This window comes from Rhizobium oryzicola (assembly GCF_030504645.1).
In the GTDB taxonomy this organism is placed as follows: Bacteria; Pseudomonadota; Alphaproteobacteria; order Rhizobiales; family Rhizobiaceae; genus Neorhizobium; species Neorhizobium oryzicola.
In genome coordinates, this window is sequence record NZ_JAUKWQ010000002.1 from 340122 (window position 1) to 357012 (window position 16891).

A 16891-nucleotide genomic window follows, 5' to 3' on the forward strand; every position below is an offset into this window, starting at 1 on the left:
ATTGCAATCGTCTCGCGGATCAGGCGCGGTCGCGACGGCGCGGCTGGTTGCCGCCATTGCGGCCTTCGCCGCCGAACTTCACCGGGCCGCCATTGCCCGAGGGCTTGCGTGGCTGCTGGCCGTTGCGGGCCTGGCGCTGCTGGGCCGGCTCATGCGGTGCGTGCGGAGCGTGACGGTTTTCGCCGCCGTTGCCGCGCTTGCGGTTGTCACCTGCACCCGGCTTGGGGCCAAACTGCTTCTTGCGGGCCTGGCCGAAATCGGACGTGTCGACCAAATCATTGTCGGCTTCGAAGCGCGGAGCTTCCTCGCCGCGACGCTGGCCGCGGAAGTCTTCATTGCGCTTGTTGCGGGCGGGGCCGTTGCGCTCTCCACCGCGCGGACCGGCGCGTTCGGCCAGGGCTTCGCCTTCCGGTGTGCGGGGACGGCGCGGTGCGCGGTTTTCTGCGCGGTTGCGGTTGCCACCTTCACGGTTGCCTTCGCTGCGACCGCCGCCATTGCGGGCGGGTTTGCCGCTGCTGCGAACGGGGCTGTTGAGGCCAGCCGGACGCTCGCCCGATGCCACCGTAATATCGATGTTCATCAGTTTCTCGATGTCGCGCAGAAGGCGTGTTTCGTCCGGTGCACAGAAGGCAATGGCCACGCCGTCGCGACCAGCGCGGGCGGTACGGCCAATACGGTGCACGTAAGCATCCGGCACTTCCGGCAGGTCGTAATTGAAGACATGCGTGACGCCAGGGATATCGATGCCGCGGGCGGCAACGTCGGTTGCGACGAGCACACGGATATCGCCATCACGGAAGGCCTTCAGCGCACGCTCGCGCTGGCCCTGGCTCTTGTTGCCGTGAATGGAGGCAACTTCGAAGCCGAGATGCTCCAGATGCTTGGACAGCTTCTCAGCGCCATGCTTGGTGCGCAGGAAAACGATGGCGCGGCCATCGGGGTTTTCCAGCAGCGAGGTTTTCAGGAGCTCGGTCTTGTCGTTCTTGCCGGCAACGAAGTGGACGTACTGCTCGATCTTGTCGGCAGCCTTGCCGGGTGGCGTGACCTCGATCTTGACCGGGTCCTTCAGGTAGTCGCCGGCGAGATCGGCGATCGCCTTCGGCATGGTGGCCGAGAACAGCAGGGTCTGGCGACGCGCCGGAACCATCTTCGCGATCTTGCGCAGGTCATGCACGAAGCCGAGGTCCAGCATCTGATCGGCTTCGTCCAGCACCAGATAGCGTACGGTGGTGAGGCCGATTGCCTTGCGGGCGACCAGGTCCAGCAGGCGGCCAGGGGTGGCGACCAGGATGTCGGTGCCTTTTTCCAGCTGCAGCTGCTGCTTGTTGATGGATGCGCCGCCAACGACCGAGTTGATCTTGAGCGGCATCCCGCGCACGTAAGACTTCAGGTTGGTGGCGATCTGGTTCACCAGTTCGCGAGTCGGCGCGAGGATCAGCGTGCGGGTGGTGCGGTTGTCGGGACGCTTCGGGTCCTTCAGCAGCATTTCAATCAGCGGCAAGCCGAAGGCGGCTGTCTTGCCGGTGCCGGTCTGGGCGAGGCCGATCATGTCGCGGCTTTCGAGCAGAAGCGGGATGGCTTGCGCCTGGATCGGCGTCGGCGTCTCGTAACCCAGAGCGGAGAGGGTGGATACGAGTTGCTTGGACAGGCCAAGCGAATGGAAATTCGTCAAGTCGAATACCTTTCGGGGCGCCAAGACGACTGCCCCGCAGGCACCATTGCCGACGGGTCCGAACTTGGCGTCAAGAACCCCGCGTGAAGTGGGAACTTGGGAGTGGAAATCGCTTTCCAGCGCTGGCCCATCCAGGGCCTTCATTTAAAGCGCCTTGTTCCTTCTTCGCGAACATTCTCGTCGCAGGGCCAGCTCACGCGGCGGCCGGAAGGTGAAAGCTGTGCTGCATGTGCTGCTTTGCACCGCAAAAGTCAAGAGCCCGCCGCGAAATAGGGCGGGCTCGGCAATTATATGGCGATGGATTGGTCCTCACGCCGATCAGCGCGGGCACACTTCCACGCGGTAGCGATCGCCCCAGCCATCGCGGCGCCATTCATAATGGCAAGGGGCTTCATACACTTCTCGATAGTAGACGCGATGATAGACCGGCGGCGGCGGAGGCGGTGCCACGTAGCGGTATTCCGGCTCTACATAGACAGCTCTCGGCTGCGAGGCGATGGCACCGCCGATGAGGCCGCCGACCGTTCCGGCAGCAACACCCGCCCAGAAGTGATCATGTGCTTCGGCCGCTGGTGCGGTTGCCGTCAGGGCAACGCCGAGGCTGACCGCGATGAGACCTGCAGAAACAGTTTTTTGCAGTACGGACATAGGCTTGTTCCTTTCACCCAGTTGGTTCGGGCTACGAAGACAAGAGTGAAATCGAAAGGCGGCAGATTGAAGGAAGAAAAGAAAGAGAAGCCTGAACGGATGTTCAGGCTGGCGCGCCCGCCAGTTGCGGTGGCCCTGAGCCGTGGCAATCAGTGATGCGAAACATGTCAAAAGCTCGGCAATTTCATGCAAGACTTGTGACTGGGTGTGCGGCCTCTTTTCTTCATCCATATAAGCGCCGGATATAGCTTCACGGCCCGGGTTTCAGCAGCCAAACATACTGCCGGAGAACCCTTTGTTAACCATGACAATGCTCTAATTCACCATCAGCGGTAGATTGTGGAACCACCGGTTCTTGCCCGGAGGCAGGGAATCCTTGAGCAGCAATAGCGAACTACTCCAGCGGGCTTGTGACCGGATTCTGGAACTCGACCGACCAGCCTTCATCAAGGACGGCGCCCTGCGCTACGTCGTGGTGAACGAGCCTTTCGCGCGTCTGCACGGTTGCTCTCGCGATGCCTTCACCGGGCGCACGGCACAAGACTTTCCCGCTGGCCCGGAAGACGATGAAGCGGATCTGCGTCAGCGACGATCCTTGATCTTTGGCAGCGATGAAATCGTACAGGGCCTGAAGGTCAAGGATTTCGGGCGGGTTGATCTGCATGTGGAGCGCTTCCTGACTGATGACGATCAGGTCTTCCTCTTTGGTTTCCTCATGGTGGAAAACGATGCCTATCTCGGCTCCCAACCCGCCCTAGTGCCTGCGTCCGTTCCAGCGGCTGCCTTGCAGGCGGAAGCGGGAGCTACGGATGCGTTTTTCACGCCCGCAATGATGGGGACGGCGCTCGACCTTCTGGATGCCGGTGTCGGGATCTATGACGACCACGATATCCTGCGCCATTTCAACCGGCACTTTCAGGAGTATTTTGCGACCAGCGGCGTCAAGCTCCATCCCGGAATGTCTTTGAGAGCAGTCATGGAACAGCTCTATGACGGAGAAGCGCGTCCGGATCTCGACGAGGATGGAGGCGGCAACGCCCGTGCTGACTGGGTCAACGAGCGTCTGCGCGTCTATGCGCAGGAGCAATCGCACAGCATGGTTTCGTTGCCGGATGGTCGCTGGCTTCGCAGCGTCAACAAGAGGCTGGACAACGGCTGGCTGGTGATGCTGCGCCTCGACGTGACCGAATTCAAGATCCAGGAGCTACGTCTCGGCAAGCAGATCGAGGAAGCGGAAATCTTCCGCGCCGCGCTCGAAAATCTGCCTGTTGCGGTGTTCCTGCGTGATAGCCAGCGTCGGCTGCTCTATGCGAATGCACAGTACGAGCACATCCTCGGCGGAGATCGCCAAGCCTTCATTGGCAAATCGGATGAGGACATGTTTCCGGCGGCTGCTGAACGCTTCCGCCGGGAGAACGAGAACCTGCTGGCGAATGGCGGCGTTCTGGAAAAAACCTCCGAGATTGATATGCCGGACGGCAACTCGATCTCGGCATTGACCAAGCTCGTGCGGGTGTGTTCTCCCGCTGGGGAACGCTATGTCGTCGGCTCGATTTCCGATGTGACCCAGGTGCGCGCAGCGCAGAAAGAAGCGGAGCGCCTCAACCGCGAGCTCGAGGCCGTTCTCGATTCGATGCCTGTCGGCGTCGCCATTCTCGATGACGAACTGCGCTTCCAGTATGTGAACCGAAAACTTTATGAACTTTGGTTCACCGATTTCGGACTTGAAGAGAAGCTTGTCGGGCGCCGCTACGATGATTTCCTCCGGCAGAATTTCGAGCACGGAGTCTATGGTGGTGGCTACGACAACTTCGATACATTCTGCCGTGAGCGTCTGTCCCTGTTGCGTGATGCCGGCGAGATGATCCCGATCGAATTCAAGACGGGCGCTGGTCATACCCTTGTTATCTCACGCAGTCATCTGTCCGATGGCAAGATCCTGCTGAACTATATGGATATTACCGCCATCCGAAAGCGGGAGGAGGAAATTCAGGCGGCCCTCAAGGCGGTAGAGCACCATGGTGCGCTGCTGGCCGATGCGACTGGCGCAATGACGCAGGGCCTATTGATCCTACGCGATAGACATATCGTTTTTGCCAATGCTGCGGTGCCTTCGATCATCGATCTGCCGGTGGAATTTTGCGCGCTTGGTCGGTATTGGGGCGATGCATTCGATCATATCGCAGCTCGGGGTGATTTTGGGTCCGCGGAGCAGGCTGCGGCCTTGCGGGCGGAATGGGATAATTTCCAAGCGATTGGGCAGTCCTACACCCACACGATTCACATCAGCGGCAGAAAATGGGTTGCGATTGAAGTAACGCTTAGCGAGCGCGGGAATCTACTTGCTGTTTTCACCGACGTGACAGAAGCACGCCAACGCGAGGCCCAGCTGAAAAATCTGCTGCACAGGGCTGAAGCTGCGGACCGTGCCAAATCGGAGTTTCTCGCGAATATGAGCCATGAGATCCGCACGCCCATGAACGGCGTGCTGGGCATGGCTGAATTGCTGGCGAAGACGCAGCTCGATGCCCGTCAGCGAACCTTCACCGATATCATCGGCAAATCCGGCAATGCCCTACTGACGATCATTAACGACATCCTGGATTTCTCGAAGATCGATGCCGGGCAGATGACGCTCAGAAAGGCACCGTTCGATCCGGTCGAGGCAATAGAGGATGTCGCTACGCTGCTGTCTTCCTCCGCAAGGGAGAAGGATATTGAGCTTCTGGTTCGCTGCGCCCGCGTCAAGCATACGGTTGTGGGCGATGCAGGTCGCTTCCGCCAGATCGTGACGAACCTTGTCGGCAACGCCATCAAATTTACCGAGCGGGGTCATATCATCATCGATATAGACACGCGATCGATGAGCGATGACCAAATGGAGCTGGAACTTCGCATCGAGGATACCGGCATCGGCATCCCCGTCGATAAGCTTCATACGATTTTCGAGAAGTTCTCGCAGGTCGATACCTCCTCCACGCGCCGGCATGAGGGCACGGGGCTCGGGCTTGCCATCACGGCGGGTCTGGTCGCCCTATTCGGCGGAAAGATTGCCGTGGAAAGTCAGGTGGGCATCGGCTCCGTCTTTTCGATTACCATGCCGTTTCCGGTGGCCGCAAAGAGGGATATATCGACCACGACATCCGTCAGTGTTCGAGGTGCGCGTGTGCTGGTGATCGACGACAATCCGGTCAACCGGCGGATCCTCTCCGAACAGTTGACGATGTGGGAATTCGACGCCGTTGCCGCCGATAGCGGGCAAGAAGGTCTTGCCGTGCTGTGTGCTGCCGCTGAAATGGGCATCAAGGTCGATGCGGTTGTTCTCGACTATCATATGCCCGGCATGAACGGAATGGACGTGGCGCGCCAGATCCGCACCGATGAGAGACTGCGTGACTGCGGCATCATCTTTCTCACCTCCATGGATACGGTGGGGAACGAGCCGGATTACGAGCTTCTCAACATCCAGGCCCACCTTATGAAGCCTGCTCGGTCGAATGTTTTGCGATCCGCCATTCACGAAGTGGTCCGGTCCGTTCGCTTCCGCAATCATCCGAAGCTGCAGGATGTGGCCGCGAACATTGAGCGGTTCGCTGACACGCCGTCGGTCCCCGCACTTTCCGTCCCCACTCGGCATGCGGGGCTTGAGGTGCTGGTGGCTGAAGACAACGATGTGAACCAGATCGTCTTCACCCAGATCCTGCAAAGCAGTGGACGTAGCTTCAAGATCGTCAACAACGGCGCTGAAGCCATCCAGGCCTGGGAGCGCGAGCGCCCCGCCATCATCTTGATGGACGTGTCCATGCCGGTCCTGAACGGCCATCAGGCAACCCGCCGCATTCGTGAAATCGAAGAGAGGGTGGGTGGCCATGTGCCGATCATCGGTGTCACCGCCCATGCGCTCGATGTCGACCGCGACCTTTGCTTGGCCGCCGGGATGGATGATTACCTCTCCAAACCGATTAGCCCTGAACTGTTAGAGGCAAAGATCGATCAGTGGTACGGCAAAATGGACGCCGCGGCACAATCAGGCAGCTGACGCCGGTCGAATGCCGCACAGCATTTCGCGTTTTCCGGCAAAGCCCGGGCGACGCTCCACATTGAAGCCTGCCGCGTGAAGGTTTCGCCGCACGAAGCCGGCTGCCGCATAGGTCGCGAAGGTTCCGCCATCGGACGTGTGGTCGTACACCGCCTGCATCAATTCCGGCGACCACATGTCGGGGTTTCGCGAGGGTGCGAACCCGTCCAGGAACCATGCGTCGAACATCTCTGTGTATGACACGAGATTGGCGAGCGCTTGGCCGCAAACCACCGTCAGCCGTACCCTATCCGTTATCGCAAGATCGATAATGCCGGCGGGGGTCTTGGGCCAAAGCGTCACCAGCGCCTGACGTTCGCGATCCAACTCCGGCCAATGCGACAACGCGCGGTCGATCTCTTCCGCCTGCATGGGGTAAAGTTCGAAGGATGTGAAATGCAGCTGGCTGTCTGACGCCGCCAAATGCTGCCATTGCCGCCATGTTTCGCAGAAGTTCAGCGCGGTGCCGAAGCCGAGTTCCCCGATGCGGAACACGCCTTCCCGCTGCCAGCGCTCAGGAAGCCCATTTCCGGCGAGAAACACATGGCCGCATTCCAGGCGTCCGTCCGTCTGGCAATAAAAGTGATCGCCAAACAGGCTGGAATAGGGCATATCGCCCTCGCGCCATTGCAGCGCATTGTCCGCTTCGCGGCTTGTTTCTTCGGAATTCGTCATGGCCATAGCCGATAGTGCGCTCTCTTCCTCCGGTCAATCCAACATCCCGCCCTCTGCCGATCTCTTGGTGATCGGCAGCGGCATCATGGGCCTGTGGGCGGCGATCAAGGCAGCGCGTGCGGGGCTTTCGGTGACATTGCTGGAGGAGGCGCGTGTCGCTTCCGGCGCCAGCGGCGGACTGCTCGGCGCGCTGATGCCGCACATGCCGGATCGATGGTCGGACAAGAAGCAGTTTCAGTTTGATGCGCTGCTTTCGCTGGAGGACGAAGTGCGCCTCCTTGAGGATGAGACAGGGCTTTCCTGTGGCTACCGCCGCTCTGGACGGCTGATCCCGTTGCCCAAGCCGCATCTTAGGCCGATAGCCGAGCGCCATTCGAAGGATGCGCAGACGGCTTGGGCAACGTCTGACCGTGCGTTTGCCTGGAATGTGCTGGAGACTTCTCCACAGCCGGACTGGCTGACGCCCGATATCGGTGCTTCCGGCGTCGTTCATGACACGTTTGCAGCACGTGTTTCTCCGCGCGGATTGACGGGGGCGCTGAGGGCCTTTCTGATCAGGCAGCCAAATGCGCGTCTGATCGAAGGGGAGGGCGTGGCCGCATTGCGCACCGATCATGTGCGTCTTACCAATGGTGAGCGGATTGCCTTCGGTCATGCCATCGTCGCGGCAGGCCATCGATCATTTGATCTGCTGGGGCAGATCGGCCCACCGCTGCCAAAGCCGCTTGGGTCGGCGGTGAAGGGGCAGGCGGCACTTTTGAAGGCGGATTTGGACCCGAGCCTGCCGGTGATCTTTCTGAACGGGCTCTACATTGTTGCGCATGAGGGCGGCCATGTCGCCATCGGCAGCACCAGCGAGGATGTGTTCGAGGATCCCTTCGCGACTGATCATCGGCTGGATGACCTGATCGTGAGAGCGCGTGAACTTTCACCGGTGCTTGCGGATGCAACCGTTGTGGAGCGCTGGGCGGGGTTGCGGCCAAAGGCGATCGATCGTGATCCGATGGTGGGGCCTCACCCGGATGCGCCCCGCGTGATTGCGTTGACGGGCGGTTTCAAGGTCAGTTTTGGTCTGGCGCATTCCCTGGCTGAATGTGCACTTGGCTTAATGACAGATGGACCAAGAACGGTGCCGGATTCCTTTCGTCTGGATCACCATCTCCAGGTTGCATTGCGACAACAATAATACACGATAGCGTCGTGAAGCTGTCATGCAAATCACCTAGAGCCTGCGCCCATAGGGGTAATTGGTCGGGCGACAGAGGAGGTGACGCATGCGATACGCCATCAATTTTACGCCATCGGCGAATGATCCGCTGACGCTGGCTGCTTCCCAGTGGCTGGGACGCAATGCTTTTTCCGGCGAGGCGATGGAGCCGCCGGGCATTCGTGGTCTTGGCCTGCACGATATCGCCTTCAATACGGCGGTACCTCGCCGCTACGGCTTTCATGGGACGCTGAAGCCGCCTTTCCGTCTGGCCGATGGCGTGATAGAGCAGCTGTTGCTGCGCTCCATGATGCACTTTGCCGGTCAGCATCAGCCCGTTCGACTGCCGCGATTCGAAGTGGTGCGACTTGGCAATCGCTTTGCCCTGGCACCTTGCCAACCTTGCGAGGCTCTTCATCATCTGGCCGGAGCCGTGGTCGAGCACTTCGACGCGTTTCGTGCGCCATTGACCGAGGCGGAACTGGAGCGGATCGATCCATATCGCCTATCGGCTTCGCAGTTTGCCAATCTGCACCGCTGGGGTCATCCGCATGTGATGGACGAATTCCGTTTCCACATGACGCTGACCGGCCCTCTGGGGCCTTCCGATATTCCGCGTTTCGAAAAAGTCCTGCGCGACTATTTTGACCCATTCCTGGAACGGCAGCTGGACGTGTCCAATCTTGCCTTGTTCGTGGAGGATGCGGCAGGCGCCCCCTTCCTCGTGCATTCGCTTCATCCACTGGGAAGTGTCGCGTCGCGCCGGATCGCGTGAATGTCGTCTCGACTTTCCGCACTGCGGTGATACCGTCAGGCATCTTTTGCATAAGGTGCTTTGATGGTCGCAGACAGCTATCCCCGCAATCTCATTGGCTATGGCCGCAACATTCCGGATCCGAAGTGGCCGGGTGGCGCACGCATCGCAGTCCAGTTCGTCATCAATTACGAGGAGGGCGGCGAAAGCTGCATTCTCGATGGCGATCCGGCTTCGGAAAACCTGCTCTCTGAAATCGTTGGTGCCGCTCCATGGCCGGGGCAGCGCAACCTCAACATGGAATCGATCTACGAATATGGTTCGCGCGCCGGCTTCTGGCGGCTGCATCGCCTGTTCACGGAACTGAAGGTTCCCTGCACTGTCTATGGCGTGACGCTGGCCATGCTGCGCAATCCGGATGCGGTTGCCGCCATGAACGAAGCGGGCTGGGAGATCGCCAGCCACGGCTATCGCTGGCACGAATACAAGGATTACCCGGAAGAGCTGGAGCGCCAGCATATCCTCGATGCCGTGCGCCTGCACACGGAAGTGGCTGGCGAGCGACCCTACGGCATGTACCAGGGCAAGCCTTCCATCAACACGCTGAGGCTGGTGCAGGAGGAGGGCGGTTTCCTCTATTCCTCCGACAGTTACGCCGACGATCTGCCCTTCTGGGTCAAAGGGGTGGATGGTAAGCCCTTCCTGATCATTCCCTACACACTGGACGCCAATGACATGCGTTTTGCCACGCCGCAGGGTTTCAATGCGGGCGACCAGTTCTATACTTACCTGAAGGATACGTTCGATACGCTCTATCAGGAAGGCAAGGAGGGCGCGCCGAAGATGATGTCCATCGGTCTGCATTGCCGTCTTGTCGGTCGTCCGGGCCGCATCGCCGCGCTGAGGCGCTTCATGGAATATGTGCTCGAGCACAAGAAGGTGTGGATCCCGAAGCGTATCGAGATCGCTCGCCACTGGCACGAGCACCACAGACCGGACAGTATTTGACCCATGAAACGAAACGAATTTGTCGACCGCTTCGGCGGGGTTTTCGAGCATTCGCCCTTCGTCGCAGAACGCGCCTATGACGACGGCATGGTGTTTGATGCGGAACTGAATGTCGAGCGGGTCTATGCGCCGCTGGTTGCCGTGTTTCGTGCCGCAAGCGATGAGGAGCGTCTGACGGTCTTGCGGGCCCATCCGGATCTGGCCGGTAGGCTGGCGATTGCCGGTGAACTGACGGAGGATAGCCGGAAAGAACAGGCCGGTGCCGGTCTCGATCGGTTGACGCCGGCGGAGCATGCCCGCTTCACCGAACTCAATACGGCCTATATGGAAAAATTCGGCTTTCCCTTCATCATCGCGGTCAAAGGGTTGAAGAAGGAGGATATCCTCACCGCCTTCGAAAAGCGCATTCACAACAGCCGCGAAGAAGAGTTCGCCACCGCCTGCGGTCAGGTGGAGCGGATTGTAATGCTGAGGCTGGAAAGCCTGCTGCCGTCTGTGTGAAGTTTTACTATAGTGATCTTGAGTTTCGAGGTTACCCCCCTCTGCCCTGCCGGGCATCCCCCCTTGTGGGGGGGATGCCCGGCAGGGCAGAGGGGGGTACTTTAAAAAAGCTAAGGCTGTTTTGCTGCCGGAATAATGGGGTTCATGATGCGGCCGTCGGACGTGCTGGAGAAAAACAGGGAAGCCATTCGCGCTCTTGCCGTGCGGCATCGAGTGGCCAATCCGCGTGTCTTCGGTTCCGTGGCACGCGGCGAGGATCGCGAAGACAGCGATGTCGATATTCTGGTTGATACTCTCGAGGAGACGACGCTCTTTGATCTCGGGGGCTTGCAGCACGATCTTGAAACGCTGCTACAGATGCGGGTCGATCTTGCGACGAGCAAGGGGTTGCGTCAGAAGATCAGGGACCGTGTTCTGGCAGAGGCTATTGCCATATGACCGCGGATCGTAGCCGCCTGATTGATTACATTCAGCAAATGGAAGAAGCTGCGCAGCAGGCAACCGATTTTATTGTCGGCTTGGATAAGACTACGTTTCTGGCTGACACCAAAAGCCAGATGGCTGTATCCATGGCTTTGGTGATTATGGGCGAGGGCGTGGCGCGGATCTTGAAGCTCAATCCTCATATTGCAGACGATCATCCGGAAATCCCCTGGATGACGATCAAAGGCATGCGTAACCTTGTCGCCCATGATTACTTCGAACTGGAATTCGAGGTCGTATGGAAGACGGTGAATGAGGATCTTCCCCAACTCCTCGCGCAGCTTCGTGCGCTGCGCCATATCCATGCCCAGGGTGAATAATCGAACATGCCGAAACCTCTCTCCATCCGTCCGCTGACGAAGGACGCGTTTGCCCCGTTCGGTCAGGTGATCGAGGCGGATCCCGCCCGCATGAAATTCATCAATGGCGGCAATACCGAACGTTTTCATGCACTGGCCGAGGCGGAGGTGACGGGTGAGGGCGCGCGCGTTATCCTCAATATCTTTCGTGGTCAGCCACGCGCGTTCCCCTATGCACTGACCATGATGGAGCGCCACCCCTTCGGCAGCCAGAGTTTTTCACCGCTGAACGGGCGGCCCTATCTCGTGGTCGTTTCCGAGGATGACGAGGGAAAGCCCGGTGAGCCGCAGGTGTTTCTGGCACGCGGCGACCAGGGTGTGAACTATCGTCGCAATGTCTGGCATCATCCGCTGATGACGATCGGCGCGGTGTCCGATTTTCTGGTTGTCGATCGCGACGGGCCGGGCAACAATCTCGAAGAGTTTTTCTATCCCGAACCCTTCATCATCAGCGAGCCTGCCCTATGACCGGACTGACCACCCATGTTCTCGACACTGCACTCGGCAAGCCGGCTGAAGGGCTCTCCATTGATCTCTACCGGCTGGACGGCGAAGGACGCTCGCATCTCAAGACCGTCATCACCAATTCCGATGGCCGCGTGGATGGCGGGCCGATCCTGATCGGCGAGAGCTTCAAGAAGGGCACTTATGAGCTGGTATTCCATACCGGCGATTATCTGAGCCGTACTGGCGTGCCGCTGGCAGAACCACCCTTTCTGGATGTCATCCCCATCCGCTTCGGCATTGCGGACGAAAATGGCCATTATCATGTGCCCTTGCTGATCTCGCCCTACGGCTATTCGACCTATCGCGGGAGTTGATCACCATGCGTTTTGCTGCCATCGCCGATATTCATGGAAACTGTGCGGCGCTGGAGGCGGTGCTGACGGATATCGGCCAGCAGGGCATTCCCACCAATGCCATCGTCAATCTCGGCGATTGTCTCTCGGGGCCGCTCGAAGCGGGACGCACGGCGGAACTTCTGCTCTCTCTCGACCTGCCAACGGTGCGCGGCAATCATGACCGTTATCTCGTTGAGCATGCAGAAGGGGCGATGCATAGCTGGGAGGCGGATGCCTTCCGGCAATTGACGCCAGAGCATCTGGACTGGCTGAAGACGCTTCCCTTTTCGCTGGTCTGGCACGCAGACGTTTATCTCTGTCATGCCACGCCGAAGGACGATCAGACCTATTGGCTGGAGGTGGTGAAGCCGGACGGATCGGTTTGTCTCAAGCCGCGTGCCGAGATCGAAGCGCTGGCGGAGGGTGTTTCTCAGCCCCTCATCCTCTGCGGCCATTCACACTTGCCGCGCGCGGTTCGCCTGTCGGATGGGCGGTTGATCGTCAATCCGGGCAGTGTCGGCTGCCCCGCCTATGACGATGACACGCCCTATTACCATCGGGTGGAGGCGGGCACGCCGCTCGCCTCCTATGCGATCTGCGAGAAGAAGGACGGCGATTGGGCCGTCACCTTTCGGCTGGTGCCTTACGACCACATGAGCCAGTCACGTCTGGCCGGGGAGAACGGCCGCCCCAGCTGGGAGGCGGGGCTGGCGACCGGGTGGTTGGCCGATCAATAAGGGCAGTGGGCGATCACGCTGCGATCGACGGCCTTGATATTCCGCTTGCCGCAGAGGGCCATGGTGATGTCCATCTCCTTGGCGATGATGTTCAGCGCCAATTCCACGCCCTGCTTGCCCATGGCACCGAGACCGTAGAGGAAGGGGCGGCCGATATAGGTCCCCTTGGCGCCGAGCGCGACCGCCTTCAGCACATCCTGACCTGAACGGATGCCGCCATCCAGATGCACCTCGATCCGGTCTCCCACCGCGTCGACGATCTTCGGCAGCATGCTGATGGAAGAAGGTGCGCCATCCAGCTGGCGGCCACCATGGTTCGACACGATCAGCGCATCCGCCCCCGTATCGGCAGCGGCGCGGGCATCCTCCTCGTCCAGGATGCCCTTGATGATCAGCTTGCCGTTCCAGCGTTCGCGGATCCATTCCACGTCCTTCCAGGACAGGCGCGGGTCGAACTGTTCCGCTGTCCAGGCGCTCAGCGAAGAGAGATCCGAAACATTGGTGGCGTGGCCGACAATGTTGCCAAAGCCGTGGCGCTTGGTGCGCAGCATGTCCGCACACCATTTCGGCCGCGTCGCCATCTGCCAGATATGCTTCGGTGTGAATTTCGGCGGCGCGGAGAGGCCGTTGCGCAAATCCTTGTGGCGCTGGCCAAGGATCTGCAGGTCGGCGGTCACGACAAGCGCCGAGCAGCCCGCGCGCTTTGCCCGGTCGATCAGGTTTTCGATGAAGGCGCGGTCCTTCATCACATAGAGCTGGAACCAGAAGGGCTTTGTGGTGACCGAGGCGACATCCTCGATCGAGCAGATACTCATGGTCGACAGCGTGAAGGGAACGCCAAATTCCTCCGCCGCTTTGGCGGCCAGCATCTCGCCATCCGCGTGCTGCATGCCCGTCAGTCCCGTTGGCGCCAGCGCCACCGGCATGGCGACATCATGGCCGATCATTTCACTCTTGAGCGAGCGGTTCGTCATGTCCACCAGCACCCGCTGGCGCAGCTTGATGGCTGAAAAGTCTGCCTCATTTGCCCTGTAGGTGCCTTCCGTCCACGAGCCGCTATCCGCATAATCGAAGAACATTTTTGGCACGCGGCGGCGGGCAAGGGTTTTCAGGTCGGCAATGGTCAGCGGCTTGGACATGGTATTCCTATTTTCCCAAAACAGTTTTCACCGCGACACCCGCCACATAGGTCTCTACCACGCTGCGGTCATCGCCCAGCGTCTGCAGCAGGAAAAGCTCTTCCGGCAGCGTGTTGACCGTTTCCATACGCAGCTTCATGGCCGGGGTTGCCGCGGCGTCCAGCACCACCAGATCGGCATCGGTGCCTTCCTCCAGCGTGCCGATGCGGTCCACCAGCGACAACGCCTCCGCATTGCCGCGCGTCATCAGGTAGAAGCTGTCGAGCGGGTTCAGCCGCTCGCCGAGCAGCTGCTGGATCTTGTAGGCCTCGTCCATGGTCTTGAACATGGAGTAGCTGGAGCCGCCGCCGATATCCGTGGCGACGCCGACACGCACCGGCTTGTCGCGTCGCGTGATTGCCTTCAGCGGGAAGAGGCCGGAGCCGAGGAAGAGATTTGAGGTCGGGCAATGGACAGCCACCGAACCGGTCTCTGAAAGCACATCCGCTTCGCGGTCGGAGAGGTGGATGGCGTGGCCAAGCAGCGTCCTTTTGCCCAGCAGCCCGTAGCGGGCATAGATATCCGTATAATCCGTCGCCTCAGGGTAAAGCTCGCAGGTAAAGCGGATTTCCTCATGGTTCTCGGACAGATGCGTCTGGATGTGCAGGTCCGGGAATTCCTGGGCGAGCGCCTGCGCGGCACTCATCTGCTCCGGCGTCGAGGTGATGGCGAAGCGCGGGGTGATGGCCACGTGATTTCGGCCCTTGCCGTGCCATTGTTCGATCACGGCGCGCGTCTCGTCATAGCCGAGCTGCGGCGTATCCAGGAGGCCCTGCGGCGCGTGGCGATCCATCATCACCTTGCCGCCCACCATCAGCATGTTGCGTTTCATGGCCTCCGCAAAGAAGGCATCGGCAGACGCTTTATGCACCGAGCAATAGGCGACCGCCGTCGTGGTGCCCTGGCGCAGGAACTCGTCGTAGAAATGCGTGGCGATGCGCTCCGCATGCGCGGTTTCCACGAAGCGGCATTCCTCCGGGAAGGTATAGGTGTTCAGCCATTCCAGCAGGTTGGCAGCGTAGGATGCAATCACCTGCATCTGCGGAAAATGCACATGCGTATCGATCAGGCCCGGCAGGATCAGATGCGGGCGGTGGTCCACCTCTTCCACATCCTCGGGCGCTGCCGCTTTCACATCGGCGTAAGATCCCGCCTTTGCAATGATGCCATCGCGGATCAGCAGGGCGCCGTCAGATTCGTAAAGATAGCTTTCGCTGTCGTTCAGGCTCGCAGGGGCGCGATGAAAGGAGAGCAGGCGTCCCCTGAGAAGTGTGGTGGTCATTTCTTGGCTCCGGCGGAACTGGCCGCACTTTCGTACCAGGCGACGAGAAGCTTGCGCTCCTCCGATGTGATGCCGGATACATTTCCGGGCGGCATGGCGTGGCTACGCCCTGCCTGGATATAGATCTCGCGGGCATGCGATGCGATATCCGCATCTGTCTCGAATTTCACCTGCTTGGGAGCGAAGCGAATGCCTTCCCAGGCGGGCTCTGCCGCATGGCACATGCCGCAACGGCCCTGCACGATATCCTTTGCCTGACCAAAATGCACATCGCTGGCAAAGCGCTGCTGCAGTGGCGACAGCGAGACGGTCTTCTCTCCGGTCAGCACTTTCGGGACGGTGGAGAGCCACATGATGAGGATGAAGATCAGCACCGTCACCAGCCAGGTCCAGGTTGGTTTGCCCTTTCGCGCATGCGTGGTGTTGAACCAGTGACGGATGGTGACGCCCATCAGGAAGACGAGGGCCGCGATAATCCAGTTGAACTGCGTGCCGAAGGCCAACGGATAGTGGTTCGACAGCATGAAGAAGATGACGGGCAGCGTGAGATAGTTGTTGTGCAGCGAGCGCTGCTTGGCGATACGCCCGTATTTCGGATCCGGCGTGCGGCCTGCGATCAGATCGGCTACGACGATCTTCTGGTTGGGGATGATGATCATGAAGACGTTTGCCGACATGATCGTCGCGGTAAACGCGCCGAGATGCAGGAAGGCGGCCCGTCCCGTGAAGATCTGCGTATAGCCCCAGGCCATGGCGATCAGCACAACATAGAGAATGGCCATCAGACCCCATGTGTTTTCGCCGATCGGGGATTTGCAGAGTTGATCATAGATCAGCCAGCCAAGTGCAAGCGATGCCAGCGACAGGCCGATCGCCTGCCAGGGCTGAAGTTCCAGCAGCGAATGATCGATCAGGAACAGATCCGCGCCGCCATAATAGACGATACAGAGCATCAGGAAGCCGGACATCCAGGTGGCGTAGCTTTCCCATTTGAACCAGGTCAGATGCTCCGGCATCTGGGCGGGCGCCACAAGATATTTCTGGATGTGGTAGAAGCCGCCGCCATGCACCTGCCATTCTTCGCCATAGGCGCCAACAGGCAGATGCGGCCGCTTCACCAATCCGAGATCGAGGGCGATGAAATAGAAGGATGAGCCGATCCAGGCCACGGCGGTGATCACATGCAGCCACCGGGCTGCAAAGCTCAGCCATTCCCAGGCTATGGCGTATTCGTACATGCGAGAATTCCTGTCTCGTTCCCCGACTGATCAGAGTGGAAAAAAAACGCGGTTTAGGGAAGAGCACGTCTAACGAAATCCATGGTTTTCGCGGCCGGGGTGACGCGGTTCCGAGAGGGCGTTGTTGCATTGCATCACAAACGGCCTGCAGATGGACCGCCGGGGCGATATGGAACTTCTTGTTCCATGCCGTGTTGCTGGGCAGAAGCTTGCGCCGACTATCATTTGT

Annotated in this window: 16 protein-coding genes; 10 read left to right on the top strand and 6 right to left on the bottom strand. The window is 59.8% G+C overall.

Annotation, left to right across the window (positions count from 1 at the left end; translation table 11 throughout):
* Nucleotides 1-19: 19 nt before the first annotated feature.
* On the bottom strand, nucleotides 20-1816 hold the full coding sequence (locus Q2T52_RS08950) for a DEAD/DEAH box helicase (protein WP_495677194.1): 1797 nt from the start codon (nucleotides 1814-1816) through the stop codon (nucleotides 20-22).
* A 174-nt stretch (nucleotides 1817-1990) separates the two neighbouring features.
* Nucleotides 1991-2320 (bottom strand): hypothetical protein, encoded by a 330-nt coding sequence (locus Q2T52_RS08955; RefSeq protein ID WP_302076363.1) that lies wholly within the window; start codon nucleotides 2318-2320, stop codon nucleotides 1991-1993.
* A gap of 376 nt (nucleotides 2321-2696) precedes the next feature.
* Between Q2T52_RS08955 and Q2T52_RS08960 the strand changes: the two genes are divergently transcribed.
* Entirely contained in the window at nucleotides 2697-6359 is a 3663-nt protein-coding gene (locus Q2T52_RS08960) for a response regulator (protein WP_302076364.1), read from the top strand.
* Here Q2T52_RS08960 and mnmC2 read toward each other — a convergent pair.
* A complete protein-coding gene (gene mnmC2 / locus Q2T52_RS08965; protein ID WP_302076365.1) occupies nucleotides 6348-7073 on the bottom strand; it encodes a tRNA (5-methylaminomethyl-2-thiouridine)(34)-methyltransferase MnmC2 in 726 nt (241 codons plus the stop codon). The genes Q2T52_RS08960 and mnmC2 overlap by 12 nt on opposite strands.
* Here mnmC2 and Q2T52_RS08970 point away from each other — a divergent pair.
* The 9 genes from Q2T52_RS08970 to Q2T52_RS09010 all read left to right on the top strand — a co-directional run bounded on the left by Q2T52_RS08970 (nucleotide 7072) and on the right by Q2T52_RS09010 (nucleotide 12964).
* Nucleotides 7072-8259, top strand: coding sequence for an NAD(P)/FAD-dependent oxidoreductase (locus Q2T52_RS08970; RefSeq protein WP_302076366.1), 1188 nt, complete (start codon nucleotides 7072-7074; stop codon nucleotides 8257-8259). The two genes, mnmC2 and Q2T52_RS08970, sit on opposite strands and share 2 nt — an antisense overlap.
* Before the next feature lie 88 nt (nucleotides 8260-8347).
* Nucleotides 8348-9055 carry a DUF1045 domain-containing protein gene (locus Q2T52_RS08975; protein WP_302076367.1) on the top strand — a complete coding sequence of 236 codons (708 nt, stop codon included), beginning with the start codon at nucleotides 8348-8350 and terminating at the stop codon, nucleotides 9053-9055.
* A 63-nt stretch (nucleotides 9056-9118) separates the two neighbouring features.
* A complete protein-coding gene (gene puuE, locus Q2T52_RS08980; protein WP_302076368.1) occupies nucleotides 9119-10042 on the top strand; it encodes an allantoinase PuuE in 924 nt (307 codons plus the stop codon).
* A gap of 3 nt (nucleotides 10043-10045) precedes the next feature.
* Nucleotides 10046-10543 (top strand): 2-oxo-4-hydroxy-4-carboxy-5-ureidoimidazoline decarboxylase, encoded by a 498-nt coding sequence (gene uraD / locus Q2T52_RS08985; protein WP_302076369.1) that lies wholly within the window; start codon nucleotides 10046-10048, stop codon nucleotides 10541-10543.
* Nucleotides 10544-10690: 147 nt separating this feature from the next.
* Complete coding sequence (locus Q2T52_RS08990) at nucleotides 10691-10981, top strand: nucleotidyltransferase family protein (RefSeq protein WP_302076371.1); 291 nt, start codon at nucleotides 10691-10693, stop codon at nucleotides 10979-10981.
* On the top strand, nucleotides 10978-11346 hold the full coding sequence (locus Q2T52_RS08995; RefSeq protein ID WP_302076372.1) for a HepT-like ribonuclease domain-containing protein: 369 nt from the start codon (nucleotides 10978-10980) through the stop codon (nucleotides 11344-11346). Before Q2T52_RS08990 ends, Q2T52_RS08995 begins: the two co-directional genes overlap by 4 nt.
* A 6-nt stretch (nucleotides 11347-11352) precedes the next feature.
* Nucleotides 11353-11853, top strand: a complete 501-nt coding sequence (locus tag Q2T52_RS09000) for an ureidoglycolate lyase (RefSeq protein ID WP_302076373.1) — start codon at nucleotides 11353-11355, stop codon at nucleotides 11851-11853.
* Nucleotides 11850-12206 (top strand): hydroxyisourate hydrolase, encoded by a 357-nt coding sequence (gene uraH, locus Q2T52_RS09005; protein ID WP_302076374.1) that lies wholly within the window; start codon nucleotides 11850-11852, stop codon nucleotides 12204-12206. The genes Q2T52_RS09000 and uraH overlap by 4 nt, the downstream gene beginning before the upstream one ends.
* Nucleotides 12207-12211: 5 nt before the next feature.
* Nucleotides 12212-12964 carry a metallophosphoesterase family protein gene (locus Q2T52_RS09010; protein WP_302076375.1) on the top strand — a complete coding sequence of 251 codons (753 nt, stop codon included), beginning with the start codon at nucleotides 12212-12214 and terminating at the stop codon, nucleotides 12962-12964.
* Here the strand turns inward: Q2T52_RS09010 and Q2T52_RS09015 are convergent.
* From Q2T52_RS09015 to puuD, 3 genes are read right to left on the bottom strand one after another with little or no spacing between them, the layout of a single operon-like run.
* Nucleotides 12958-14103: an alpha-hydroxy acid oxidase gene (locus Q2T52_RS09015; RefSeq protein ID WP_302076376.1), complete on the bottom strand. Its 1146-nt coding sequence runs from the start codon at nucleotides 14101-14103 to the stop codon at nucleotides 12958-12960. The genes Q2T52_RS09010 and Q2T52_RS09015 overlap by 7 nt on opposite strands.
* A 7-nt stretch (nucleotides 14104-14110) precedes the next feature.
* On the bottom strand, nucleotides 14111-15424 hold the full coding sequence (gene guaD, locus Q2T52_RS09020; RefSeq protein ID WP_302076377.1) for a guanine deaminase: 1314 nt from the start codon (nucleotides 15422-15424) through the stop codon (nucleotides 14111-14113).
* Nucleotides 15421-16662, bottom strand: a complete 1242-nt coding sequence (puuD, locus tag Q2T52_RS09025) for a urate hydroxylase PuuD (protein WP_302076378.1) — start codon at nucleotides 16660-16662, stop codon at nucleotides 15421-15423. The genes guaD and puuD overlap by 4 nt, the downstream gene beginning before the upstream one ends.
* Nucleotides 16663-16891: the final 229 nt, after the last annotated feature.